Origin of the sequence: Seonamhaeicola algicola (genome assembly GCF_007997385.1) — a bacterium.
In the GTDB taxonomy this organism is placed as follows: Bacteria; Bacteroidota; Bacteroidia; order Flavobacteriales; family Flavobacteriaceae; genus Seonamhaeicola; species Seonamhaeicola algicola.
In genome coordinates, this window is record NZ_VOSC01000033.1 from 172034 (window position 1) to 197177 (window position 25144).

Sequence of the window (25144 nt, forward strand, 5' to 3'; positions counted from 1 at the left end):
ATGGCGCGTATTATCATGTTACTTTTTTGTGTAGCCTGTATTTCTTGTAAAACAAAAAAGCAAGCTACAACCATAAAAAACACTAACAACCCCATTGTTAAAGTTGCTAAACAGCAAGATAGTGTTACTAAAAATATTCAAAACCCAACCAATCAAGATACTGTTGTAAGTAAATTTAATCAGGTTTTAAGTAAAAAAACATACAGTGCCCACCAGCTATGGAATGAACTTTTACAAAAGCATGTTTCAACAAATGGAAATGTTGATTACATAGGATTTAAAGAAGACCAAGAAGATTTTTATGGTTACTTATATTCTTTAAATTTAATGTATAAACATGAAAGCTTTAAAACACTAACAAAAGAAGAAAAACTGGCCTTTTGGATTAATGCCTACAATGCTTTAACAGTAGATTTAATTTTACGAAATTATCCAACTACCAGCATTAGAAACATAAAAGACCCATGGAAACAACGCCTTTGGAAATTTGGAAACAAATGGTATAATCTTGATGAGATTGAACATGCCATTTTACGAAAAATGGATGAACCTAGAATTCATTTTGCTATAAACTGCGCTTCAATTTCATGCCCTAAATTGCAAAACAAAGCGTTTACTTCTAAAAATTTAGAAACGCAATTAACAAACGCTACAAAAGCATTTTTATTAGATACTTCAAAAAATATTATATCAAAAAATGCTATTCAAATTTCAAAAATATTTCAGTGGTTTTCAAAAGATTTTAAAACTAACGGCTCTTTAATAGATTTTTTAAACACCTACTCTACAGTGCAAATTTCGGCTAATGCCAAAAAAAGTTTTTTAGATTATAACTGGAATTTAAATGAATAACATTTCAATAATAATACCTACTTTAAACGAAGAAGCTTTTATTGAAAAATTGTTAAACCACCTGCTTCAAAATGCTTCAACAAAAAACATAAAAGACATTTTAATAGTTGATGGCGGCAGCACTGATAATACCATTACTTTAGTAAAACAGTTTATTAATTTTAATAGTTTCAACCAAACTAATGTAAAAATTTTAACCGCAGCCAAAGGGCGTGCAAAACAAATGAATACAGGTGTTAAACACGCTAAAGGCAGCATTTTATATTTTTTACACGCCGATTCTTTTCCGCCAAAAAACTTTGATAAACTCATACTAAGTGAAGTTGAAAAAGGTAATGAAGCCGGCTGTTTTAAAATGAAGTTTAACAGCCAACATTGGTGGTTAAAATTTACGGGGTGGCTTACACAGTTTTCATGGAAAAGTGCCCGTGGTGGTGACCAAAGTTTATTTGTAACTAACACACTTTTTAATACTATTGGCGGTTTTAATGAACGTTTTATTGTTTATGAAGACAATGATTTTATTGCCAAACTTTACCAAAAAAAGCAATTTGTAGTTATACAAAAATGGCTAACAACATCTCCAAGGCGCTATAACAAAAATGGCGTTTGGCGCTTGCAATATCATTTTTTAAACATTCACTTAAAAAAATGGCTTGGTGCTAATGCCGAAACGTTAAACAACTACTATTTAAAGCATGTAGCTGTTAAAAAATAGCAAAAAAGCATGTAACAAAATGTTAATTAGGCAGTCGTGTTTTTGTAATGTTTTATTTTCATCACAAAATCAAAAAACATGAAATACTTAATTACGGGATTTATATGCTTAATCACCATTACAAATTCCTTTTCTCAACAAACTATTAGTGCTAAATTAATAGACTCAACTACTCAAAAACCCATTCCTTTTGCCAATGTAAGTTATAGTAAAAATGCAGGTGTTATTAGTAATTCTCAGGGTGTTTTTCAAATTCATTTTAAAAAACAATTAAGCAATAAGGACTCTATTTTTGTAAGTTGCATGGGCTACAAACCTAAAACCATAGCAGCGTTAACCTTTACAGATAGTGTTTTAACTTTAGCTCCCAAATCTATAGAGTTAGATGAAGTTTTAGTATCAAACAAAAACTACACAGCCAAAGAAATTATAAAAAAAGCTTACGAGAATTTAAGTAAAAACTATCCGTTAAATGATACTAAAAGCAGGTTGTTTTTAAGAGAATCGCATTTTAACAACATTACCAAAAACAGTATAAAAGTAAAAGAAACTAGCATACCAGAATTAAATCAAAAATTTATGGATAACATTATGAAAATGATGCCAAAAAACGCTTCAGACCACATTGAATTTTTAGGTGATTTTTACCAAAGTTCAAACCCTGAAACCGCTAAAAAACTGAACATTATTAAGGCTTCGCACTTATACGATAAAAAGTTAGAAGTTTCATTTGATGGATTAGAAGAACGTTTTAACTCCATATTTAGAAAACACGTAAAACGCGATTCATATTTTAAAATTAAATCGGGTATTTTTGGCACTAAAGAAGCCATAGACTCATCATTTTTTGATAGTGCAGAAAAAAAAGAAAACCATAAAAAAACCGAAGCTTTTATTGCGGAACAAAAAAAGAAAGAAGCAGATAGGAAAAAAGATTTTTTAAAACACCGCAAGCATACGGTAACCAATTTACAAAACGATAGCTTTTTACTTGAAGATTCGCATTTAAACTTTTTACAAAAGCCAAATAAATACCATTTTGAAATTTCAGACCACTTATTTTTAAACTCTAATTTTGTTTATAAATTACATTTTACCCCAAAAAGAAGTGCAGATTACAAAGGCGTTATTTACATTAATACTGAAGATTTTGCAATAGTTAGAGTAGATTATGAAAATGTAAAACGCTTAAAAAACTTTAACCTATTGGGTATTTCTTACCAAGAAAATTTACATAAAGGTGTTTTAATTTATACAAAAAACAGCAAAAATGCTTATACTTTAAAATATGCTGAACGTGAAAATAATATGAGTTTTGGCATTAAACGTCCGCTAAAAATTATTGAAAAAAACAAGTATGTTAAAGGGCGCAGAAAGCAAAATGAGCTATCAACAGATGTTCATTTTATAATGTCTAACACCGTGAAAAAAGAGCTAGTTGTTTTTGAAAACAACATTATTACAAATACAGTATTTAATGCTTTTACAGAAAAACCTAACGTAAACCCAACTTATTTGCCTGATTATAACCCAAAATTTTGGGAAGGCTACAATGTTATTGAACCTAACAAAGCCATAAAAGATTTTAAGAGCATTGAGTAGTTTACTAATACTTTTCGAATAAAAAGACCCTATTATTTTTGTTTAGGTATTTGCTTTTTTACGTTTTCAGGCATTGGACCTCTTAAATGAATTACAAGACCATTAAGAAAGTTTCTTAAAATTTGATCGCCACATTCCATATACTTAGGATGATCTTCTCGCCTGAAAAAAGCACTTAACTCACTTTTAGAAACTCTAAAATCTACAAGCGATAAAATTTTAATAATATCATCATCGCGTAATTGTAATGCAACTCGTAATTTTTTTAAGACATCGTTATTAGTCATAATATTTCTTTTCACGATTTAAACAAAAGTTAAATCGTTGTTTTTAAATATTTGGTAAATGTAAGTAAAACAACGCTGCCTTTAAACAACATCTTTTAGTTAACTAGAATAAAATAGAAGAATTTAAGCTTTAATAAGAAACGAATTGTTTACTTATTTCTGCCCATTTCATTAGGGTATAAACTTGGTAAATTATCACTTTGCCAAACCTTTTTACTATCAATATCCATGGCTGATAGTTTACCTTTAAAAGCGGCTCCGGTATCTACATTCCATATATTAGCAGCATTCATAGGTTTTTCTATATTAAAATTGGTTGTTGGTGTGTGGCCAATATATATTTCGTCATAATGCTTTAGCCTTTTTGGATAATATACTGATGATTCATCTAAATCATTATCCATAGCCAACGCCATTTCCCAAAGCGATCTATCTATATAAAAATTAGATTTATGAGGCTCTTTTTCAATACCATGAGGTGATGTATAACCTGCATGTAAAAACAGCCTGTTCTCTTCATCTAGATAATACAGTGGCATACTTTTTAAAAACTTTAAATGTTCCTTTTTTTGCTCAGGTGTAAAGCTTGTATAGCTTTCAATAGTTTCTTTACCACCATGCATGTACCAAGTTGCATTAACGCCTTTTGAGTTTAGCCAATTTTCACACCAAACATCATGATTTCCTTTTATAAAAATGCAGTTTATTTTTTCAGATAATTCAATTAGCAACTGAATTACATGGGCAGATTCACTCCAGCCATCTACATAATCACCCATAAAAATAAGGGTATCCGCTTCTTTTATTTCTATTTTATTTAATATTTGAATTAAAGCCTGTAAACCTCCGTGAATATCTCCTATTGCAATAGTGCGCGCCATTTTATAATACTTTTCTGCAAAACTATAGCAGAATTATAAAAAACAACGCTTTTTTAAAGTTAAGATTTAATTAAAAATATTGACCTATACCAAACACAAGTCCTTGCGAAGCATTTTCTGTAAGCCCCAAACCGTAGTCTATTCTAAAAATTGCATTAAATATTTTTTTATGAATAAACCTGAGCCCTAAACCAGAGTATATTTTTAGGTTGTTGCTGTTTGTAAAATCGCTTAATGTGCCACCAGGGTTACGCCACGTACCACTATCTAAAAACACATTACTTTGCAATGCAACATTTTTTTTATCAATTAAAGTATGTCGATACTCAGTATTAAAAACTATAGCACCGGTACCTCTGTCTATGGTGTTACCAACACCTCTTATGTTTATATTATTATCTACTGAAAAAGGAGCAAAAGGTGTATTGTCATTTTGTGATAAGCCAACACGCATTCTGTTTGCCCAATTACCTTTTTTACCTACACGTTTAAAGTAGAAAAAGTCATTCCAAGTGATAAAAAAATTAGGCAATTCACTATTGGTTGCTGTAACGTACTGAAAGTTAAACAAACTTCTAAACCCAGAAACATATTGGTAATGGTAGCTTAAATTATTATATTCATAAATTAACTTTGCCAACCATTTATTTACTTCTAAATTTTGCGGCACACTGCTACTTGTAACACCAGAAACATAACTATAATCTTCACTAAAATAGGTAGCACCAAACTCAAACCTATTTTTAAAATTTATTTTATAAAGACCTAAAACCTCAACAGACTCGTTATTATACCTATAATCGGCTGAACTGTTATTAAAAAAAACAGGCTCTAAAGTTGTTAAATCTTGTAAGTTTACGGCTAGTCCAAATTTATTTGAAAACAAAAAAGGTGCTCTAAAATTTATAGCATAAGAATCATAAATATCATGCTGATAAAAAGCTCCTAAACCAATATTTTGACCAAATAAATTAAACTCTGTAAGTCCTATTCTAAAGGCAAATTCGCCATTATTTGTAGTATAAATACTGGGTGAAGGTATTAAAGTGAAACTTTCTTCAATATTAAAAACAACGTTATAATTACCTGTTTCAGTTTTAAAAACCTGATAATAAGCGTGTGATACTGAAGGTAATCGTTTTAAAAACTCCGTGTCTTGGTTTAGCTGTAAAGAATCTAACACGCCTCCTGCTTTAACCGTGCTTATCTTTTTAACAAAAGATGCTTTAAGCCTTTTATTACCTTGTACTTTTACGCTATTAACATACTCTTGCGCACCAATTTTAGCACATACAAACAATATACATAATACAAGAAAATATCTCATTAATTTGCCACAAAAGATGAACTACTCACCGTATTTACCCAATTATCTAAACTCACATCCATAACAATAAAATTATACGTTTCATTGGTAATTAAGTTAGGTGGCGTTCTGTTAGTTACATTCAAAACTACATTATTTAATTTATAATATTGAAATTTATTTTCGTGAGTGTAAGTACCTGAAAGGAATTCAGAGTTTTTTGTAGTAACAACTTGAAAAAATATAGCATTTAAGCTTTCATCAGCAATAGGCCAACTAAATTGTGGCATTCCCATTTGCTCTTGGTTTATAGTTACAGCATTGTTCCAAACTGTTGGTTGCGAAAACACTTTTGACCGTATAGGTGTTGAAATTTTAACAGTTTCATTTACCATGTAAACCACCACAAACCAATTAACTGTAGAGCGTACTTTAAATTGCTGCAATGTACCATCAATAAAAGGTTGCGGTACTGCTTTTACAAATTGGTATTTTGAAAAATTATTACCATCAGTAGCGGCCGATTGGTATAATTTAAAATCTTTAGCACCAGCTTCAGGGTAAAAATACACATTAATTAAGCCTGCAACAGCCTCATCACTAGCAGCGCATGCAATAACATTATCTTTTATAAATTTTTTGTTTGCTATAAATGTTGAAAGTATGGCTTCTTCATCTGTAATTAGTGGTGCATTATCATCACTGTAGCAGCTTACCATGAACAAAACTAAAATTAAGTATACTATTTTTTTCATTCGTATTTTTTATAATATGAATTTATTAGCCTTTCAACAGGTTTATTTTGTGGTGTAAACATATGGTTTTGCTCACCCCCAACCTGATTATGATTTATAAACCATTTCCACACAAAACCACCAGCAAACCAATCTTGATGCCAAAAGGTTTCAAAAAGTGCTTTTGTGGTATTTACTTGTGCTTGCAAATTAACTCCTTGCATACTTCGTTCACTTTTCCATGGTTCTTTCCCTGAAAAATCTACACTTCGGTAACCAAACTCAGTAAACAAAATAGGCTTATTAAATGCCTTTTGCTTTGCTTTAATTTCTGGCAAATGGTTTTTCCAACCTTCCATAGCATCTTCAAAAGTTGGTGTTTTAACATTGCTTACAGGAAAATAAGCATCAATACCTATAAAATCTAATGCGCCCCAAAAGGGTGTGCGTTTAAACTCATCCCAATTGGCAGCATAGGTTAATTTTCCTTTATAAATAGCTCTTACTTTTTTAATAAGTTTGAACCAAAAACTGGGTCGGTTTTTTATAAATGTTTCTAATTCTGTTCCAATACAAAAAATATCGGCATTTACCGCTTCGGCTAAAACAGCATACTCTAAAATAAATTTTGAATATGATGTTTCAAAAGCCTTCCAATTTGCTTCCGAAGTCATTTTAATAAACCCTGTAAACTCACCATGCCATACCCAAATTTGAGGTTTTATCATTATTTTTATGTGGTGTTTTTGTAGTGCTTCAACATATTGTTTTACACCTTTTGCGGTTTCACCAAACCATTGCCTATTGGTGTTATAAGTTAATGTTGTACTGTTTAAACTTTTTATAAAGCCAAAAGGCATTACAGCCGCATAATTAGCATTTAGGTTTATAACCGGATTTACGTGTGCATCATTCACTGCATCTTTAGAGGCTACAAAACTAACACCGTTTATTTTTTCAACTTGCGCTGTACATGATTGTAGTAACAGTAATAAAATTAGGAGCTTATATGTTTTCATTTTAAAAAAAATACAGCTCCTAAAGTACTATTAATTAATCCCCAAAACAAGTTAACTTTTACTGTTATTTATTAAAACAAGGCTCTTAAACCTATATTAAATGTTTGCCCCAAGCCAGAGCTTTTACCTCTTACAAAATTGGTGTAAAGCGCTTCAATATTTAAAACTTTGGTTAATTGGTATTTTGCACCACCACCAACGGCTGTAAAATCTTGAGAGAAATCATTACCTAAATCTAGCAACTGCGAGTGTTGTGCCAAGGCTAAAACTGTAAATTTATTACTTGGGAAATAACTTAAAAATACGCCTGGTGTTAAACGTAAACTGTTATTTGCAAAACTGCCCTCAAGTGAGGTTGAAAAATCTGGAGTGTACACATCTTCTTTCCCAAAGTTAAACTCTGTATTTAGCTCTGAAAAAATTTGCCAATCGCCACTTCCAAAGGTATAATCATAAAAAAATCTATTTTGAAAGATAAACCCTTTTTGGTCAAAAAACACTCCATCTTCAGTTTCATTACCTACTAAAGGAATGTGTAACGCTGTTTGAATAGTAAAGTTTGACACATTTTTTAACGGATTAAATTTTATAGCCGGCGCAATAGATGTTAAACCAGAACGTGCAGTTCCGCGCTCACCATCAAACTTAAAAACATCAAGCGCATTTCTATCACCCACTACATTTGAACGAAACTCTAAAATAACACCTACATTAAGCTTACTGTTTTCTGAAACACCAGTAAACACATCTAAAGTTGATGTAAAATAAGTTTCTCTACTTAGGTTTTTGCTAACATCACCATTTTCATCGGCTGCTTTGGTTTGGGTGTATAAATTATTAAACCACTTAATATCCCATTGTCCTTTTTTTAAAAGTTTTGATGGTGTGTAAGTTTGAATAACACTCCCTTTATTTTCTTGGTTTTCTTCTTGTGCAAAAGCTGTAAACGCTAAAGCTACAAATACTATGGTTATTAGTTTTTTCATGTGTATGTGTAATTATTTTTTTACTATTGTTTATTAAGTTGCCAGTTATACTCAAAGTATTTTATTTTGAAATTAGCTGGTATTTTTTCTGTTCTGTATGTATTTATAAAGTCTATTTCAGTAGTGCCGTTCATGGTAAAATCTTCTTTATACCATTCCATTATTTGCGATGCTTCTACACGTTTCTTTTTAATATTTACCATTAAAAAATTACCATTCAATGCTTTTTTTGTTTGCGCATCCATTTGTGTATTTAATGTAGAAGGCAAATACGCTTCACTAATTAAAGGTGGGCAACCAATGGCACCACAAACCAATACAAAATGAAAACGGGCATCATTAAACTGTGCACGTAACAATTTGTGTTCAATATCATTTAGTGTTATATTTTTTCCGCCAATATTGTGTTTCACTTTATCAAAAAAACCAGCATTTGCTAATGGCGAATTGGTTGGATAATTATCAATTATACCTTTTATTACTGAAAGATTGTAAGCGTTAATCCAAAATGCCTGATATGTATTTACATTATTTTTAGTTACGTTTACTGCCTGTGCTAATGCAATAACCTTATTTAAATCTTCTGGGTTTTTGTGTAATTTATCATAAGCAACTTTACCATTACTTATATAGGTTTTAAAAAATGTATTGGCAGTTTCAAAAAAGCTATTAGCTGTTTGCGCTGTTCCTTTTACACCTACCATTAATAGTGCTATAATTAGTATTTTTTTCATGTTTTGAAATTTATTTTTTTGACAAAGTAACAACTGGTAAGTCGAACAAAATGTTAGCTAACTTACAAAACCCGAAAAAAAATTAGCGTCTTAATAAACGCAAACACCTTACAAACAAAGGGTAATTTGAAACCATTCTAAATTCAAAGTCCGTATTAAGTTCTTATCTTTAGTTTCGACTCAATTCTCATAATTCAAAAAAAATGGAGCACATTGTAATAATTGGCAATGGTATTTCTGGGGTTACGGCTGCCAGACATATTAGAAAACTTTCTAACAAAAAAATAACCATTATCTCTGCCGAAACAGATTATTTTTTTTCTCGTACAGCACTTATGTATGTTTATATGGGGCATATGAAATTTGAACATACACAACCTTACGAGCCTTGGTTTTGGAAAAAAAACCGCATTGAACTTAAAAAAGGATTTGTAGAAAGGGTTGAAACCGCATCAAAAACGCTTCATTTTTCTAACAAAGAACAAATGAATTATGATAAACTTATAATTGCTACAGGCAGCAAACCCAATAAATTTGGTTGGCCTGGGCAAGATTTAAAAGGCGTTATGGGCTTGTACCACAAACAAGATTTAGAACGTTTAGAAGCCTATGCTCCTAACAACAACATTTGCAAAAGAGCTGTTATTGTTGGTGGCGGACTTATTGGTATTGAACTAGCCGAAATGTTACATTCTCGCCATATTCCTGTTACATTTTTAGTACGTGAAGATAGCTTTTGGAATGGTGTTTTACCCAACGGTGAAAGCCAAATGATTAATGAAGAAATTCGTAAAAACGGCATAGATTTACGCTTAGGCGTTAACTTAAAAGAAATTAAAGCTGATGATAATGGCTGCGTAAAATCTGTTATTATTGATGAAACTGGTGAAGAAATAAACTGTAACGTTGTTGGTTTAACTGCTGGCGTTTCTCCTAACATTGATTTTTTAAAAAATTCTGATATTAAGTTGGGTCGCGGTGTAAAAGTGAATCGTTTTTTAGAAACTAATATAGCCGATGTTTATGCCATTGGCGATTGTGCAGAACAACATGAAGCTATTGGCAACCGCAGACCCATTGAGGCTGTTTGGTACACGGGCCGCATGATGGGTGAAACACTAGCACAAACCATTTGTGGCAACCGCATGGCATATAATCCAGGACATTGGTTTAACTCTGCTAAATTTATAGATATTGAATACCAAACTTATGGTTGGGTACACGGGGCAAAAGGTAAGCCAGATTATGAAACACAATTCCATTGGATGCATAAAAGCGGTAACAAATGTGTAACCATTGCTTACAACAAAAACAATAATGAATTTTTAGGCATAAATACCTTTGGGATACGTATGCGCCATGAGGTATTTGATAAATGGCTAACAGAAAAACAATCTGTAAATTACGTAATAGACAATTTGAAGCTAGCTAATTTCGATCCTGAATTTTTTAAACATTTTGAAACAGATATTCGCTCTGCATTCTACAAAAACAACACTATAACACAATAATTATGGGCACCATACAAAGAAACATGTCTTTAACAGGCAATGCATCTGATACGTTAAATACGCTACAAAAATTAGGAACCGTAATTGGTTTAGGCGGACTAGCCATTATAGTTTTCTCTCTTTTCAATAATTTTCAAAATAAAGCTTTATGGCTATTTATTGCACTTGCCGCTATTACCGCTGGTGTTATTTTATATTCAAAAGGTTTATATGCTAATAAACCTGCAGGTATAAAAAATCATGGTGTTTGGTTTAAAAGCATTTCTAGCCGTGGTTTTTGGGGCTGGATTACAGGCATAACACTAACAGGTTTTTATATTATACTATATTTTTATGAAGAACTTTTAGGTGCTAACCCTAACGGAAATACAGGCATTGTTGCACTTTTTGATCCGTTAAGCTATTTTTTAAGTGGTAATGCTGCTAGCCAATGGTTTGTTTACGGCACACTTTACACCATTGCTATTTTTGCTTTTGGCATAAAATTTATTTGGAAATACAAGCATAACAAATACGAGCAGCTACGTACAGTAAGTGTTATGTTTTTTCAAACAGCATTTGCTTTTTTAATACCAGAATTAATGTCTAGATTGAATAACGATTCGTTTTCATTGCCGTACAACGATTTAAAAAATATGTGGCCGTTAAACTACTACGCGTTTGATGGTTGGCGTGTAGATCAATTTATAAATGCCGAAACCATTGGTATTGCCTTTCTACTTTTTGCTATTCTTTCCATTTTTGTTATTTCACCAATATTAACCTATAAATACGGTAAACGTTGGTATTGTTCATGGGTTTGTGGTTGTGGTGGTTTAGCCGAAACCGCAGGTGACTCATTCAGGCAATTAAGTGACAAAAGCATGTTTGCTTGGAAAGTTGAACGCTGGGTTATTTATTCGGTGTTAGTATTTTCGGTTGTAATGACAACGGCCGTTATTAGCACATATTTAGGCTACGACTCTGAAAAATATTGGCTTACAAAAGACGTGTTTTTAATTGGTGTTGCTGTTTTTTTAGGTATTTTATTTGCTGCTATTTGGTATTTCAAAAAAGAAGAACTAGCTAAAGATGCACGCTATGGCGCCATAGGCTACTTAGTAATTGTACTAGCTTTAATTGCCATACATTACTTTACCAATACAGCCAACAACAAAATATTTTTGTTTGAAGCCAGCAAACTACGCTCAGTTTACGGGTTTTTAATAGGTGCCATTTTCTCGGGTGTTATAGGTACAGGCTTCTATCCTATTTTTGGTAACCGTGTTTGGTGCAGAATGGGTTGCCCAATGGCAGGTATTCTTGGTATTCAGCAGCGGTTATTTTCAAAATTTAGAATTACAACTAATGGTGGGCAATGTATTTCTTGCGGTAACTGTTCTACCTATTGTGAACAAGGCATTGATGTTAGAGCTTACGCACAAAAAGGCGAAAATATTGTACGTGCAAGTTGTGTAGGCTGTGGTATTTGTTCTGCTGTTTGCCCAAGAGGTGTTTTAAAATTAGAAAATGGCCCATTAGAAAACAGAATAAACCCTACCGATGTTCTTTTAGGTAACGACGTAGATTTAATGGATTTAGTAAACAAAAAATAACTACAATTCTTTACAATAATTTAAAAGAAGCTATCAGTTCTTTGTTTTGTGAACTGATATGTTATTGTACTTTTGCACAAAATTAGCATATGCCAATAATTAATGTCATTATCCCTGCGTATAACGAAGCAGATTCTATAGGTCTTGTTATTAAAGACATTCCAAAAACAGTAAAAGAAGTAATTGTTATTAGTAACAATTCTACTGATGATACTGAGGTTAATGCTAAAAAAGCTGGCGCTACCGTTTTAACTGAAAATAAAAAAGGTTATGGTTACGCATGCTTAAAAGGTATAGACTATATTGCTAACAAAGCCGAAAAACCAGATATTATTGTGTTTCTTGATGGCGACTATTCAGACTATCCAGAACAACTCACTGATATTGTGGCTCCAATAATTACAAACAACATAGATTTTGTTATTGGTGCACGTGTTAAAAAGCTAAGAGAAGCCGGCTCTATGACAGGACCACAAATTTTTGGCAATTGGCTGGCAACAACCCTAATGAAACTAATGTTTGGAGCTAAATTTTCAGACCTTGGCCCATTTAGAGCCATTAAATACAATAAGCTTTTGGCTTTAAACATGGAAGACAAAACTTATGGCTGGACAGTAGAAATGCAATTAAAAGCCTTAAAACAAAAGCTAACTTACACAGAAATTCCTGTTAAATATAGAAACCGAATAGGCGTATCAAAAGTTTCAGGTACCGTAAAAGGTGCTATATTTGCAGGCGTTAAGATATTAGGTTGGATATTTAAATACAGTTTTAAATAATGATTATAGAAACCATCATCATTGTTATTTACACCATTGCTATATTACTTATTTTTATGTATGCATTGGCACAATTAAACCTTCTTTTCAACTATATATCAGCAAAAAGAAAAGACAATGCACCTAAGTTTAATTTAGAAAATCCTTCTGAAGTACCATTTATAACCATACAATTACCCGTTTTTAACGAAATGTATGTAATGGAACGTTTGCTTGATAATATTGCAACTATTGATTATCCTAAAAATAAACTTGAAATTCAGGTTTTAGATGATTCTACTGATGAAACTGTAGAAAGCACTGCAACGCACATAGCCAAACTTCAAAAAACTGGCTTAGATATTCAGCATATTACCAGAACAAACCGTACTGGTTTTAAAGCCGGCGCCTTAAAAGAAGGATTAAAAATTGCTAAAGGCGAATTTATTGCCATTTTTGATTCTGATTTTTTACCAAAACCAGATTGGTTAAAGCGTACAGTACCATATTTTAAAAATGAAGAAATTGGTGTAGTACAAACCCGCTGGGGCCATATAAACCGTAACTACTCATTGCTTACCAAAATACAAGCGTTTGCTTTAGATGCTCATTTTACCCTAGAACAGGTAGGAAGAAACAGTAAAGGCCATTTTATTAATTTTAATGGTACCGCTGGTATTTGGCGTAAAACATGCATTATTGATGCTGGAAATTGGGAAGGCGATACACTAACCGAAGATTTAGATTTAAGTTACAGAGCGCAATTAAAAAACTGGAAGTTTAAATATTTAGAAGATGTTGAAACACCCGCTGAATTGCCTGTTGTTATAAGTGCTGCACGCTCACAACAGTTTAGATGGAACAAAGGTGGTGCAGAGAATTTTAGGAAAATGCTGTGGCGTGTTATAAAAAATAAAAATATTTCGGCTAAAACTAAAGTACATGGTTTGCTGCACCTACTAAATAGCACCATGTTTTTAAACATACTTATTGTTGCTATTTTAAGTATACCAATGCTTTATATTAAAAATGAATACGCCCATTTAAAACACTACTTTTTGGCCATGAGCTTTTTTGTAATAAGTACTGTTATATTTTTTATTTGTTACTGGGTTATGTACCGTAATATTTACGGTAAAGGCATTAAAAACTTCATGGGCTATATAGGTATGTTTTTTGTGTTTTTTTCAATAGCTATGGGTTTTTCATTACATAATTCTATTGCTGTGTTAGAAGGTCATTTAGGTAAAAAATCGGCATTTATTCGTACACCTAAATTTAATATTAACAATTTAAAAGACTCTTGGAAAAACAATAAATACATAAAAAAGAAACCATCAGTTAATGTAATTTTTGAAGGTATTTTAATGCTTTACTTTGGTTTTGGTATGTACAGTGCTTTTATTGTTGGAGACCAAGGGGGCGATTTTGGTTTATTCCCTTTTCACACCATGTTATTTACTGGTTTTGGCTATGTGTTTTTTAAGTCTATTGCTTCAAAAGTTTAAATTTAAAAAACTGAAAGCTAAATAACTTTCAGTTTTTTTCATTAACTAAATTGAATATAAACATTCAGAAAAACGCTTAAAGCTAGCAATAGCTTCTTACTAAATATTTTCTTTGTTTAACAGCAATTGTTCTGTTGGATAAATAACCATTAACGCACTTATTACTATAATATTTTTAATTACATATTGACCAACTAAAGTTAGTGAAAATGGAACGTTGCCAAATATTAAATGAGAAAAAAATATTAATGGCACAAACGTTAAAACCAAATGTGTTATGGCTACCAAAATAACTAGTTTAGGCTTTACTTTAAATACCAAGCACAAACCTATAGCTACTTCAATAATTGCAAGTAGTAAGAAGCCTAGGTTTTTGGGTAACATAGCAAACGTTAAAAATTGTATTGTTTCTTTTGCCAAATCTTCAGCAGGACTTACTTCAGGAAAAAACTTAAGCATTCCAAACCATAAATAAACTACGCCCACACTAATAGCTAAAATTCTTTCTCTATCAAATTTTAACAAAATTCTAGTCATATACTACTTTTTGGTTATAAAACTACTGTGCATTTGCATCATTTCCTATTAAATTTAAATACTTTTTATAATTATACCTTGCTACTTTTCTACCCAACTCTAAGCCTTCAATATTATCTGCTTGAATATGATAACCTCCCATTACTCTTGAAATACCAGCCATTTCTCCTGTTTCTGTGAAAGTTGGAAATTTAAGAACTACCGGATCTTCTAAGTTATCGGGTTCTGTTAATGCTCCAGGAATAAGTGTAACTTCTTCTCCAAAAAAATCATTCCCTGTAAATAACTTTAAAGCTTCTGCACACCCACCGCTAATGGTACTATGCCCTGATACGTAACTTGGAAATGGCGGACATAAAAATACATCGGGCGAATAGGGCCTCCAGAACTGTCCTTTTAATGTTGTCATTCCTACTTCAGGACCGCCCCAAGCTTTAATATCTTTATCTTCAAAATATTTATGAACCAATGCATACGGACGCGCAAAATCATAAAACATTTTAGAATCCCAACATGCTATAAAGGCGTCCATAGCAACAGATTCTACTAAAAAATACATTTTCACATCATCATCTAAAGTATTTTTATCACGTCTTGATACATCTTGCGCAAACTTTAACCAATGACCAGCTTGTTGAACTGATTTAGGGCCATCTCGCATAAATTCAACTAATGCTTTGTTTTCTGGTGTTAAGTTAGCTTGCAGCTCTACTACTTCAGCTATTTCTTCTTCCAATTGTTCAGAACCTACTAATGGTGGCGGACCAGGACGAAACTGATCTGACGATTTTAATAAAAGTGGTTTAACCTTTTGCCAATAAGGTGTTAAACAACCTGGAGCAAACCTACCGCCTTTTCCGTCTGAAAAATATTTTGGTTGCCACTTATTTATATCAACATTAGTATCTGGATCATTAACAGGTCTATAGCCTGTGTAATCAAAATATGGTTTTCCGTTAGAACCTTCAACCGCTCCATATTGATTAGATCCGTCATTTTTTCTAGATTCTATAACCATTTTAGCTGCTAAATTACCTATTCCTTCTGGTGTTTGAGGATCTAAAGATGTATTGTTTGGATCTAGCCCTAACGCCTTCATTTTATTACTAAACATTAAACTATCTGAAAAGTAATATTCTTTTAAAGCGCCATAAGCCGCATAACTAATAGCTATTTCTTTATTTTTTAATGTTTGTTTGTTGGTTGGGCATCTATCAACATTTTTTAAATATACCGGTATTGCTTTATCGTCGTAACGTGACCAAGCATCAAACATTGATGTGAAAATTAATCCTAAAAACCTTGATGTAATAGTAGGTCTTGGCTTAAACATATCGGTATCATTAGCAGTAGCCTCTAAAGCCACATACGCCCATTGGTACGCTACATTGTTTTCGCCTTTAGGCTCATTTTCAACTTCAATATTTACTGTTTCTGTTTTTTTTGGGGTGTTTTTGCAGTGAGAAAAAAGACATAAAAACACCATTAATACACATAAGTGCTGTAATTTTAGTTTCATTTAAGTTAGTTTAGTTTACACCAATATTACTGTTTAAATGATTCTATAATTTGTTTTTTACACGAAATCACTATATTAATTGACGAAACTTAATAACTAATTGACAAACGTTATATGAATGTTTTAATTATTGATGACGATCCTTTGGTATGCGACCTTTTAGAGCATTTTTGTAGCAAACTAAATATGAACATTAATGCTACTATTACAAACTCTGGCTTTGAGGCTATTAATTTAATTAACCAAAGTAGCTTTGATTTAATTTTATTAGATTATGATTTACCTGATATAACCGGAAAAGAAATTTTATTTGTAATTGATACCAAAACTCCTGTAATTATGGTTACATCAAACAAAGATTTTGGTTATGAGTCATACAATTTTAATCAGGTTATAGATTATTTGGTAAAGCCTATTGAATTTGCCAGATTTTATAAAAGCATTCTTAAAGTAAAAAGCACTGAAACAAAACATAACTACACTAAAGATGATTCGTTTTTTATTAAAGAGGGTACAAACCTAACTAAAATTCATAGTAACACAATTCTATTTATAAAATCTGCTGGTAATTATTTAGAATTTGTAATGGAAAACAGGAAAGTAATGACACTTATGACTTTGAAAGATATTGCCCCTAAATTAGATAGCAACTTTTTTAAAACGCATAGATCATACATAATTAATTTACACAAAGTAGATAAAGTAACTACTGATGGCATAAAAATAAGCAACCACACCGTACCTTTAAGTAAAACTTTTGAAACTACTTTTTTACAAAAGCTTAACTTGTTAAACTAAGCCTTATTTCATTACGTAAATAGCATTGTATATATTTTATAGCATTAGTTAAAATTGTGAAATTTTGTGGTGTTACATCTTCAATAGTATCAGTAAATAATGTTTTCATTTGAAACAACTCTAAAGAATTTAGGTGTGTTATAATTTTATGTTTTATAGCTAACCATTCTTCATTATTTTTACTTTTATAAACAACTGTAATGCGCTTTAAATAAACATCAAATTCTTTATTTAGTATATTTAAATAATTGGTTATTTTTTGTTTATTAAAATCATATTGCTCATAAATATTTTCCAATTTAGGTGTGTTATATGTATGTTTTAACATTAAAACAATAGCACAGTCTGTTAACGCGTTTAAATGTATTGGTTTTTGAATATAAGGTACTTTTAGCGTTTCAACATCTTTACTACTTAGTGCTGAAAACGCTAAAATAGGTGTAGTTATTTTAGCAGACAATGAGTTGATGTGTGTAATTATATTTTTTGAATCTAACATTAAATCTGATAAAATTAAATTGAAATTGGCAGTACTTAAAACCTCGTTTACAATTTCAAAATCATTAATGGCAACAACCTCAACTGATAAAGCATTGAAAGCATTGCTTATAAGAATTTGAGAAGGTACATCATCTTCAATATGAAGTATTTTACACAGCTTAACATCAGTTGGGTATAAAAAAGTTTGTGTTTCTTCTTTATTTTTCTTCACTTTTACCTGTTCTATTGGCATAATAAACTTAAAAGTTGAGCCTTTGCCAAAAACAGATTGCACTTGTAATTCTCCTTTAAACAAATCTATAATTTGTTTTACTATTGAAAGCCCCAAACCAAAACTATCTTCACGTTTAATTTTATTGGTGTTTTCTCTGTAAAATCGGTTTTTAATTTTGTTTAAATTTTCTGGTTTTATACCCAAACCAGTATCTTTTACCCAAACAATTAAGTTATTATTTTTAATACTACCGCCTACTTCAATTTGACCTTGTAATGTATATTTAATACTGTTAACCAATAAATTTGTTACCACTTGCTCAAAACGCAAAACATCAAGCATATAGCTATTTGTTCTTATTAATTCATCTGTATTTAAAGTTATTTTCAACCCTTTTTTCACAGCATCAAATGTATAGTTTGAAATTATAGTTTCTAGTAGTTCATTAATATTACATTGTGTTGGGTTTAGCTTAATTTTTCCTTCTAATAAACTTTGCTCATCTAGAATATCATGCATAAGCCCTTTTAAATTATTAGCACTTCTGCCTAAAGCATTTATAATAGGTGTAGCTTTTGCCGAAGGTTTATTTTTATCTAGTAAGTAAACTAAGCCCAAAATAGCGTTTAACGGTGTTCTTAATTCATGGCTCATATTTTGCAGAAACACTTTTTTATCTTCAACCGCTTCTTTTTCTCTTTGCAATGCAATTTTTAACTTTTTGAAACCAGCATCAATTTCCGCCTTCATTTGTAAAAAAGCATTGCTTAACAAACCTATTTCATCTGATCTGTTTTTTATTTCAGCTAACTGATTTTCATATACATCAGCCTCAGCATAGTTACTTATAGCTGTTGTTACTTTCTGTAATTTTAAAATAAAATAATAAGCATAAAAACACACCAAAAGCAATAATACAACACAAATAATAACAATGGTTAACAATGAATATGTATTAACGCTATTAACGTTAGCTAAAACGGCCTTTTCATTTGCTAATGTTATTAAATACAAGGTGTTTAAACCCGATGAATACTGAATAGGTTTAACATGATATAAAAAAACTTGATTATTTGTATCAACCAAGGTTTTACCACTATTATTTTGTAATATAGATGGCTTTACCTTATAATTATTAAAGAAATTACTACCTGTATTTCGTTGTTTTCCAAAGGAAAAATTAAAATTTTCATGGTATTTATAATCGCCCTCAACATCAATAACTACATTTAAAATATCTTGTTTGCTAATTTCTTTAATATCACTAAAAAATGATGTTACATCTACATTTATAATTATTAAATATTTAAGTGTATTGTTTGTATTGTATAATTTACCAATTGCCCTTAAGGTTGGCCTGTAAGGTTTGCTAATTTCTTGATGTTCTTCATTTAAATTTATTTCAGAAAAATAATATGGTGCCTTAACTTTTAAAGCACTGGTAACGTATTTTTTAGCACCTTTAAACTGTAAATTGGTTTTGGGTATTTTTTCAACCAACTCATCTTGTTTTATAAACTTTACTATTTCTAAACCATTATTATTAACATCAAGCAACCTAATTTGAAAGTAATTAGGCTTTTCACTTAAAATTGAATAAAAGAAAGTATCTAATGTTTTAGGTTGAAAATTGTTGTTTATATGAATGTTTTTTGAAAGAAAAGAAATATCATTTTCAACCTCACTCAACATGGAGTAAAAAGATTTCTCTAAAATATTTGAAACATGAATTAACCTATCTTGATTATAGGTTTTTATTACGGTAGTGGCTTTTTTATTAATAAGATAACCAGACACAAAAAGCACGAACAACATAATAGTTACAAAAACAATACCCGATTTAAAGACTATTGATTTTTTAAAATTTATTATGCTGCCTTTTTGTGCCTGCTTTACCCTGTTTTCACGCATGTAATTAAAAATTGCTAAGCAATTTAATTAATTATTAGGCTACTTTAAAAGTTTTATTTATGAATTAAATCTCTGGAAACTTAGCCTTTATTTTATTTAAACTTAAATTACCAATACTACCAACATGTGTGTGTTGTTTTGATGTATCAGGAACATAACTACCGTCTTGCACTTGCCCACCAATTTTTTGATAAGCCTCTCTAAAACTCTGGCCTTCAAAAACTAGCGTATTTATATTATCAACAGTAAAAAGGTATTTGTATTTATCGTCATTCAAATCAATATCTTTAATTATTACCTGTTGTATAGCATAGTTAAAAATATCTAAAATATCTTTCAGCTCTTCAAAAGCAGCAATCATGTTTTCTTTTAACAACTGAAAATCTCTGTGATAACCACTTGGTAAGTTATTGGTAATTAATACCATTTCTGATTGAAGCGCTTGTATTTTGTTACTTTTTCCGCGAATTAACTCAAAAACATCAGGGTTTTTTTTGTGAGGCATAATACTACTTCCGGTAGTTAATGCATCAGGAAACGTTACAAAGCCGAAATTTTGGCTCATGTATAAGCATACATCCATTGCAAACCTAGACAGTGTATTAGCCAAACTTCCCAAAGCAGCAGCAATAGTACGCTCATTTTTACCTCGCCCCATTTGTGCAGCAACCACATTGTATTTTAAGGTTGAAAACTGCATTTCTTTTGTAGTTAATTCTCTATCAATAGGAAACGAACTACCATAACCAGCTGCCGAACCTAACGGATTTTGATCTACTGTTTTTAAAGCTGCATTTAGCAAGTACACATCATCAATCATTAACTCTGCATACGCTGAAAACCATAACCCGAATGATGATGGCATTGCCACTTGTAAATGCGTGTATCCTGGTAATAATTTATCTTTATGCGTTTCTGCTAAACCTAAAAGCGTATCAAAAAAAGTTTTAGTTTTTTGTTTAATTAACTGCAAGTTTTCTTTGTAATACAAATGGCAAGCCACTAAAACCTGATCGTTTCTGGAGCGCGCCGTATGTATTTTCTTTCCAACATCACCTAACGTTTTAGTCAATTCAAATTCTATTTTAGAATGTACATCTTCAAACTGTGCATCAATAACAAAAGAGCCTTCTTCAATTTGTGCTGCTAAAACTTCTAATCCGCCTAATAGTTGCTCCAATTCTTCAGCCGATAAAATACCTATACTTTGCAACATTTTAGCATGCGCCTTTGAGGCTATAACATCGTACTTAGCAATGTGAATATCTATTTCACGATCATTACCAACTGTAAATTGTTCTATTTTATTGTCTATTGATATGCCTTTATCCCAGAGTTTCATTTTATTTTGTTATTAGTTTTTAGTTACTAGTTATTGGTTTAAAAGGTGCACACCGTAAACAAACAACTATAAACTATCAACTAGTTTATAATACTTTTTCTAATAATTCAATATATATTTTAATGCCTTCTTCTATTTCGTTTAAATAAATAAATTCATCTGCACTGTGCGAGCGTGTACTATCTCCTGGTCCTAACTTTAAACTAGGGCAGCTTAATACTGCTTGATCGGATAATGTTGGCGAACCATAAGTTGTTCTTCCTAAAGCTATGCCTGCTTTTACCAAATCGTGATCTACTGGAATAGATGACGAATTCAATCTTAAACTTCTTGGAGTAATGCTTGTTACCGGTGCTTCGTTTTGTAGAATTTCTGCAATTTCGGCATTAGTGTAAGCATCGTTTACACGAACATCTATCACTAATTTTAAATCGGCAGGCACCGCATTATGTTGTTTTCCTGCGTTTATTTGGCTAACCGTTAGCTTCACATCGCCTAAAGCTTCAGAACCTTTTTCAAATTTATAATCTTTAAACCATTGTAGGGCTTCTATTGATTTATAAATAACATTATCATCGTTTGGATGTGCGGCATGACTTGGTGTTCCTGTTAAAACCGCATCAAAAACCACAAGCCCTTTTTCTGCAACGGCTAAATTCATAAGTGTTGGTTCTCCAACAATAGCCACATCAACTTTTGGAATGACACTTAACATACTATTAAGTCCATTTGGCCCGCTGCTTTCTTCTTCCGCGGAAGCGACAATTACTAAGTTATATTTTAAATGTTCTTTATTGTAAAAATAGGCAAAGGTTGCCAATAGCGATACCAAACAACCGCCGGCATCATTACTACCTAAACCGAATAATTTTCCATCTTCAACAATGGCTTTAAACGGATCTTTGGTGTAGGCAGAATTTGGCTTAACCGTATCATGATGCGAGTTAAGCAACAATGTTGGCTTACCTTCTGTAAAGTATTTATTAACCGCCCAAACGTTATTTTTGGTACGTTTATAATCTATATTTTGATGCTTAAACCAAGCTTCAATATGTAACGCGGTTTCGTTTTCTTCGGAAGAAAATGATTGGGTTTCTATAAGCTGTTTTAAAAGCGCAATGGCGTTTTGGGTTAATTCCTGAATCATATTTACAGGGTTATGGTTGTAAAATTGTCATTTTCTTGTGTGAGCATTGATGTATTCCCCATGTGAATATTAGTAACACCTCCTTTAAGGGCATCAAAACAATTTTCTAATTTAGGCAACATACCATCTGCAATAATACCTTTATCTAGCAAATTTTTATAAATATTGGTATCAATTTGTTTTATTACAGAGTTTTTATCGTTAATATCTTCTAAAACACCATTTAATTCAAAACAATAATAAATTGATGTATCATATAAAGCACTCATGCCAACCGCTACTTGACTTGTAATGGTATCTGCATTGGTGTTTAACAGCTGACCGTTTCCATCATGGGTAATGGCACAAAATACGGGCGTAAAATTGGCTTGAATTAATTTATTTACAGCATTATGCGCTACGTGTTTCACATCGCCTACAAAACCAAAATCTATATCTTTTACTGGTCTTTTAATAGACGTGATACTGTTTGCATCTGCTCCAGTTAATCCTATAGCATTACTATTTAGCGCTTGTAATTTAGCTACCACATTTTTATTTACTAAACCACCATAAACCATAGTTATAACCTCTAAAGTTTCGGCATCAGTAATACGACGACCGTTTACCATTTTAGATTCTATACCCAATTTAGAAGCTATACTTGTAGCGCGTTTGCCACCACCATGTACTAATATTTTTTTACCTTCTAATTTTGAAAACAATTTAAGGAATGCATTGAGAGCATTGGCATCTTCAATGATGTTTCCTCCTATTTTTACTATGGATAGTTTTTCTTTCATGTTTTTGTTCATTGTCATTACAAGTAGTTTACAACAAAGTAATCTGTTTCATATCAAAAAGATTGCTTCACTACGTTCGCAATGACGTTTTATTTATTACTCTCCAATATTTTTTTCAACACCAATTGCGCTGCATAGGTTCTGTTATTAGCTTGTTGAATAACAATTGAACTATCGCTATCTAAAACCGCATCTTCTACAATTACATTTCGCCTTACTGGCAAACAGTGCATAAACTTAGCATTGCCTAATTTTTCTTTGGTAATCATCCAATTGGGGTCTTTATTTTCCACTTTCCCATAGTCTTCATACGAACTCCAGTTTTTTACGTATACAAAATCGGCATCTTTAAAGGCTTCCTCTTGGTTGTGAATTATAGGCGTATCTTTTGTTATTTCAAGACTTAAACTATAGCCTTCAGGATTAGTTATCACGAAATCTACATCCATTTTTTGCATAGCCTGTGTAAAACTATTTGCTACCGCATGTGGCAATGCCTTAATGTGTGGTGCCCAACTTAAAACTACTTTTGGTTTCTTCTTTTTAGAAAACTCAGAAATAGTTATCGCATCGGTTAAAGCCTGTAACGGATGCCCTGTGGCACTTTCCATGTTTACAATAGGCACAGACGCGTATTTTTTGAAGGCCTCTAAAACTTGTTCGCTTTCGTCTTTAGCTTTATCGGTTAACGTTGGGAATGCTCTTACCGCAATAATGTCACAGTACTGCGAAACTACTGCCGCGGCTTCTTTAATATGTTCGGCAGTGTTGCCATTCATAACCGTTCCATCTTCAAACTCTAAACCCCAAGCATCACCTGAAACATTCATTACAATAGGATTCATTCCTAAATTTAAAGCTGCCTTTTGCGTACTTAAGCGCGTACGTAAACTAGAATTGAAAAACAACAAACCTAAAGTTTTGTTTTTTCCTAAATCTATATGTTTTAACGGCATTAGCTTGAGCGCTTTGGCTTCTTCAATCCAAGAATCGATGTTATCGATATCGTTTATTGATGTGTAATGTTTCATTTTTTTATTTTAAAACTAATTGGCATTAAGAGATACAACTTCTTCTTTTACATTAAAAAGATTACTACGCTATGGCTCGTAATGACGGTGTTATTTAAACTCTTCTACTTAACTTTTGTAAATGGCACTTTATTTTCAATGGCATTTTTTATAAAATTATCTTCAAGACCATTTACAATCCAAGTTTCAATATTGGCATTTTTGGCAACCGAAGCGGCTTCAATTTTAGATTGCATACCTCCGCTACCGTGTGACGATTTAGAATTTACAACTTCGTTTTTTAAATCTTCAAAATTTTCAACCAAAGCAATGGTTTCAGGCGTTCCGTTTTCCATAGAAGCTTTGGTATAAATGCCGTTTGTATTTGTGGCAATTATAAACAAATCGGCTTCAATTAACGAGGCTGTTAAAGCGCCTAATTTATCGTTGTCGCCAAATTTAATTTCATCGGTTGCAACCGTATCATTTTCATTTATAATAGGAATGTAATTATTGTTTACCAATACATTAATGGTGTTTACAATATTTACTTTGCTTTCTTCTTTTTCGAAATCGGAATAGGACAGCAAACACTGCGAGGTTAGTAAGCCATATTCACGAAATATTTCTTGATAAATACGAATTAAATGCGGCTGACCAATAGAAGCTAGCGCCTGTTTTACAAAAACGTCTTCTTGTTTACTTTCTAATTTCACAAACTGTTTCGCGACAGCAATAGCGCCCGAACTCACAATTACAAACTCGTAATCTTTTTGAAGTTTTGCTATTTGATTTGCTAAATCTTCAATTTTTCCACGCGATAAATTATCGGTTTCTTTAGTAAGTGTATTAGAACCTATTTTTAATAAAATGCGTTTCTTTTTCATTTATT

At 31.7% G+C, this 25144-nt stretch carries 23 protein-coding genes; 8 read left to right on the forward strand and 15 right to left on the reverse strand.

Annotated elements, in window-relative coordinates; genetic code table 11:
* From FUA26_RS14510 to FUA26_RS14520, 3 genes are all read left to right on the forward strand, one after another.
* Positions 1–852, forward strand: a complete 852-nt coding sequence (locus FUA26_RS14510; protein ID WP_147137713.1) for a DUF547 domain-containing protein — start codon at positions 1–3, stop codon at positions 850–852.
* Positions 845–1570: a TIGR04283 family arsenosugar biosynthesis glycosyltransferase gene (locus tag FUA26_RS14515; RefSeq protein WP_147137716.1), complete on the forward strand. Its 726-nt coding sequence runs from the start codon at positions 845–847 to the stop codon at positions 1568–1570. Before FUA26_RS14510 ends, FUA26_RS14515 begins: the two co-directional genes overlap by 8 nt.
* Before the next feature lie 78 nt (positions 1571–1648).
* Positions 1649–3172 (forward strand): carboxypeptidase-like regulatory domain-containing protein, encoded by a 1524-nt coding sequence (locus FUA26_RS14520; RefSeq protein WP_147137719.1) that lies wholly within the window; start codon positions 1649–1651, stop codon positions 3170–3172.
* A 32-nt stretch (positions 3173–3204) separates the two neighbouring features.
* On the opposite strand, the gene FUA26_RS14525 is transcribed toward FUA26_RS14520, so the two are convergent.
* From FUA26_RS14525 to FUA26_RS14555, 7 genes are all read right to left on the reverse strand, one after another.
* Positions 3205–3474, reverse strand: coding sequence for a DUF1456 family protein (locus FUA26_RS14525; RefSeq protein WP_394344186.1), 270 nt, complete (start codon positions 3472–3474; stop codon positions 3205–3207).
* A gap of 134 nt (positions 3475–3608) precedes the next feature.
* Positions 3609–4340, reverse strand: coding sequence for a metallophosphoesterase family protein (locus FUA26_RS14530; RefSeq protein ID WP_147137722.1), 732 nt, complete (start codon positions 4338–4340; stop codon positions 3609–3611).
* Between the two features lie 70 nt (positions 4341–4410).
* A complete protein-coding gene (locus tag FUA26_RS14535; protein WP_147137725.1) occupies positions 4411–5667 on the reverse strand; it encodes a POTRA domain-containing protein in 1257 nt (418 codons plus the stop codon).
* On the reverse strand, positions 5667–6401 hold the full coding sequence (locus tag FUA26_RS14540) for a hypothetical protein (RefSeq protein WP_147137728.1): 735 nt from the start codon (positions 6399–6401) through the stop codon (positions 5667–5669). The genes FUA26_RS14535 and FUA26_RS14540 overlap by 1 nt, the downstream gene beginning before the upstream one ends.
* Positions 6398–7399, reverse strand: coding sequence for a glycoside hydrolase family 113 (locus FUA26_RS14545; protein WP_147137731.1), 1002 nt, complete (start codon positions 7397–7399; stop codon positions 6398–6400). Before FUA26_RS14545 ends, FUA26_RS14540 begins: the two co-directional genes overlap by 4 nt.
* Positions 7400–7470: 71 nt before the next feature.
* Positions 7471–8385 carry a hypothetical protein gene (locus tag FUA26_RS14550; RefSeq protein WP_147137734.1) on the reverse strand — a complete coding sequence of 305 codons (915 nt, stop codon included), beginning with the start codon at positions 8383–8385 and terminating at the stop codon, positions 7471–7473.
* A 23-nt stretch (positions 8386–8408) separates the two neighbouring features.
* The gene (locus tag FUA26_RS14555) at positions 8409–9119 is read right to left on the reverse strand and encodes a DUF547 domain-containing protein (protein WP_147137736.1); all 711 of its coding nucleotides are present in this window, start codon (positions 9117–9119) and stop codon (positions 8409–8411) included.
* 203 nt (positions 9120–9322) lie between these two features.
* Here FUA26_RS14555 and FUA26_RS14560 point away from each other — a divergent pair, with 203 nt between their 5' ends.
* The 4 genes from FUA26_RS14560 to FUA26_RS14575 all read left to right on the forward strand — a co-directional run bounded on the left by FUA26_RS14560 (position 9323) and on the right by FUA26_RS14575 (position 14491).
* Positions 9323–10630, forward strand: coding sequence for an NAD(P)/FAD-dependent oxidoreductase (locus tag FUA26_RS14560; protein ID WP_147137739.1), 1308 nt, complete (start codon positions 9323–9325; stop codon positions 10628–10630).
* Between the two features lie 2 nt (positions 10631–10632).
* A complete protein-coding gene (locus FUA26_RS14565; protein WP_147137742.1) occupies positions 10633–12225 on the forward strand; it encodes a 4Fe-4S binding protein in 1593 nt (530 codons plus the stop codon).
* Positions 12226–12314: 89 nt separating this feature from the next.
* Positions 12315–13004: a glycosyltransferase family 2 protein gene (locus FUA26_RS14570; RefSeq protein WP_147137745.1), complete on the forward strand. Its 690-nt coding sequence runs from the start codon at positions 12315–12317 to the stop codon at positions 13002–13004.
* Entirely contained in the window at positions 13004–14491 is a 1488-nt protein-coding gene (locus tag FUA26_RS14575) for a cellulose synthase family protein (protein ID WP_147137748.1), read from the forward strand. Before FUA26_RS14570 ends, FUA26_RS14575 begins: the two co-directional genes overlap by 1 nt.
* Before the next feature lie 99 nt (positions 14492–14590).
* On the opposite strand, the gene FUA26_RS14580 is transcribed toward FUA26_RS14575, so the two are convergent.
* Together FUA26_RS14580 and FUA26_RS14585 are read right to left on the reverse strand one after the other, a co-directional pair.
* The gene (locus FUA26_RS14580; protein WP_147137752.1) at positions 14591–15028 is read right to left on the reverse strand and encodes a doxx family protein; all 438 of its coding nucleotides are present in this window, start codon (positions 15026–15028) and stop codon (positions 14591–14593) included.
* Between the two features lie 22 nt (positions 15029–15050).
* On the reverse strand, positions 15051–16547 hold the full coding sequence (locus FUA26_RS14585) for a vanadium-dependent haloperoxidase (protein WP_246109150.1): 1497 nt from the start codon (positions 16545–16547) through the stop codon (positions 15051–15053).
* A gap of 114 nt (positions 16548–16661) precedes the next feature.
* Between FUA26_RS14585 and FUA26_RS14590 the strand changes: the two genes are divergently transcribed.
* Complete coding sequence (locus tag FUA26_RS14590) at positions 16662–17345, forward strand: LytR/AlgR family response regulator transcription factor (RefSeq protein ID WP_147137755.1); 684 nt, start codon at positions 16662–16664, stop codon at positions 17343–17345.
* On the opposite strand, the gene FUA26_RS14595 is transcribed toward FUA26_RS14590, so the two are convergent.
* The 6 genes from FUA26_RS14595 to proB all read right to left on the reverse strand — a co-directional run bounded on the left by FUA26_RS14595 (position 17329) and on the right by proB (position 25139).
* Positions 17329–19971 (reverse strand): ATP-binding response regulator, encoded by a 2643-nt coding sequence (locus FUA26_RS14595; protein ID WP_147137757.1) that lies wholly within the window; start codon positions 19969–19971, stop codon positions 17329–17331. The genes FUA26_RS14590 and FUA26_RS14595 overlap by 17 nt on opposite strands.
* 64 nt (positions 19972–20035) lie before the next feature.
* Positions 20036–21313 carry an argininosuccinate lyase gene (gene argH / locus FUA26_RS14600; protein ID WP_147137759.1) on the reverse strand — a complete coding sequence of 426 codons (1278 nt, stop codon included), beginning with the start codon at positions 21311–21313 and terminating at the stop codon, positions 20036–20038.
* A gap of 85 nt (positions 21314–21398) precedes the next feature.
* On the reverse strand, positions 21399–22460 hold the full coding sequence (locus FUA26_RS14605) for a M20 family metallo-hydrolase (protein WP_147137762.1): 1062 nt from the start codon (positions 22458–22460) through the stop codon (positions 21399–21401).
* 2 nt (positions 22461–22462) lie between these two features.
* On the reverse strand, positions 22463–23260 hold the full coding sequence (gene argB / locus FUA26_RS14610; protein ID WP_246109151.1) for an acetylglutamate kinase: 798 nt from the start codon (positions 23258–23260) through the stop codon (positions 22463–22465).
* Positions 23261–23331: 71 nt separating this feature from the next.
* The gene (locus FUA26_RS14615) at positions 23332–24273 is read right to left on the reverse strand and encodes an N-acetylornithine carbamoyltransferase (protein ID WP_147137768.1); all 942 of its coding nucleotides are present in this window, start codon (positions 24271–24273) and stop codon (positions 23332–23334) included.
* 104 nt (positions 24274–24377) lie between these two features.
* A complete protein-coding gene (proB, locus tag FUA26_RS14620) occupies positions 24378–25139 on the reverse strand; it encodes a glutamate 5-kinase (protein WP_147137771.1) in 762 nt (253 codons plus the stop codon).
* Positions 25140–25144: the final 5 nt, after the last annotated feature.

Bases quoted from the DNA above. Each gene is read 5' to 3' on its own strand.
- FUA26_RS14510 (WP_147137713.1), top strand. From the start codon at position 1: ATGGCGCGTATTATCATGTTACTTTTTTGTGTAGCCTGTATTTCTTGT.
- FUA26_RS14515 (WP_147137716.1), top strand. From the start codon at position 845: ATGAATAACATTTCAATAATAATACCTACTTTAAACGAAGAAGCTTTT.
- FUA26_RS14520 (WP_147137719.1), top strand. From the start codon at position 1,649: ATGAAATACTTAATTACGGGATTTATATGCTTAATCACCATTACAAAT.
- FUA26_RS14530 (WP_147137722.1), bottom strand. From the start codon at position 4,340: ATGGCGCGCACTATTGCAATAGGAGATATTCACGGAGGTTTACAGGCT.
- FUA26_RS14535 (WP_147137725.1), bottom strand. From the start codon at position 5,667: ATGAGATATTTTCTTGTATTATGTATATTGTTTGTATGTGCTAAAATT.
- FUA26_RS14540 (WP_147137728.1), bottom strand. From the start codon at position 6,401: ATGAAAAAAATAGTATACTTAATTTTAGTTTTGTTCATGGTAAGCTGC.
- FUA26_RS14545 (WP_147137731.1), bottom strand. From the start codon at position 7,399: ATGAAAACATATAAGCTCCTAATTTTATTACTGTTACTACAATCATGT.
- FUA26_RS14550 (WP_147137734.1), bottom strand. From the start codon at position 8,385: ATGAAAAAACTAATAACCATAGTATTTGTAGCTTTAGCGTTTACAGCT.
- FUA26_RS14555 (WP_147137736.1), bottom strand. From the start codon at position 9,119: ATGAAAAAAATACTAATTATAGCACTATTAATGGTAGGTGTAAAAGGA.
- FUA26_RS14560 (WP_147137739.1), top strand. From the start codon at position 9,323: ATGGAGCACATTGTAATAATTGGCAATGGTATTTCTGGGGTTACGGCT.
- FUA26_RS14565 (WP_147137742.1), top strand. From the start codon at position 10,633: ATGGGCACCATACAAAGAAACATGTCTTTAACAGGCAATGCATCTGAT.
- FUA26_RS14570 (WP_147137745.1), top strand. From the start codon at position 12,315: ATGCCAATAATTAATGTCATTATCCCTGCGTATAACGAAGCAGATTCT.
- FUA26_RS14575 (WP_147137748.1), top strand. From the start codon at position 13,004: ATGATTATAGAAACCATCATCATTGTTATTTACACCATTGCTATATTA.
- FUA26_RS14580 (WP_147137752.1), bottom strand. From the start codon at position 15,028: ATGACTAGAATTTTGTTAAAATTTGATAGAGAAAGAATTTTAGCTATT.
- FUA26_RS14585 (WP_246109150.1), bottom strand. From the start codon at position 16,547: ATGAAACTAAAATTACAGCACTTATGTGTATTAATGGTGTTTTTATGT.
- FUA26_RS14590 (WP_147137755.1), top strand. From the start codon at position 16,662: ATGAATGTTTTAATTATTGATGACGATCCTTTGGTATGCGACCTTTTA.
- FUA26_RS14595 (WP_147137757.1), bottom strand. From the start codon at position 19,971: ATGCGTGAAAACAGGGTAAAGCAGGCACAAAAAGGCAGCATAATAAAT.
- argH (WP_147137759.1), bottom strand. From the start codon at position 21,313: ATGAAACTCTGGGATAAAGGCATATCAATAGACAATAAAATAGAACAA.
- FUA26_RS14605 (WP_147137762.1), bottom strand. From the start codon at position 22,460: ATGATTCAGGAATTAACCCAAAACGCCATTGCGCTTTTAAAACAGCTT.
- argB (WP_246109151.1), bottom strand. From the start codon at position 23,260: ATGACAATGAACAAAAACATGAAAGAAAAACTATCCATAGTAAAAATA.
- FUA26_RS14615 (WP_147137768.1), bottom strand. From the start codon at position 24,273: ATGAAACATTACACATCAATAAACGATATCGATAACATCGATTCTTGG.
- proB (WP_147137771.1), bottom strand. From the start codon at position 25,139: ATGAAAAAGAAACGCATTTTATTAAAAATAGGTTCTAATACACTTACT.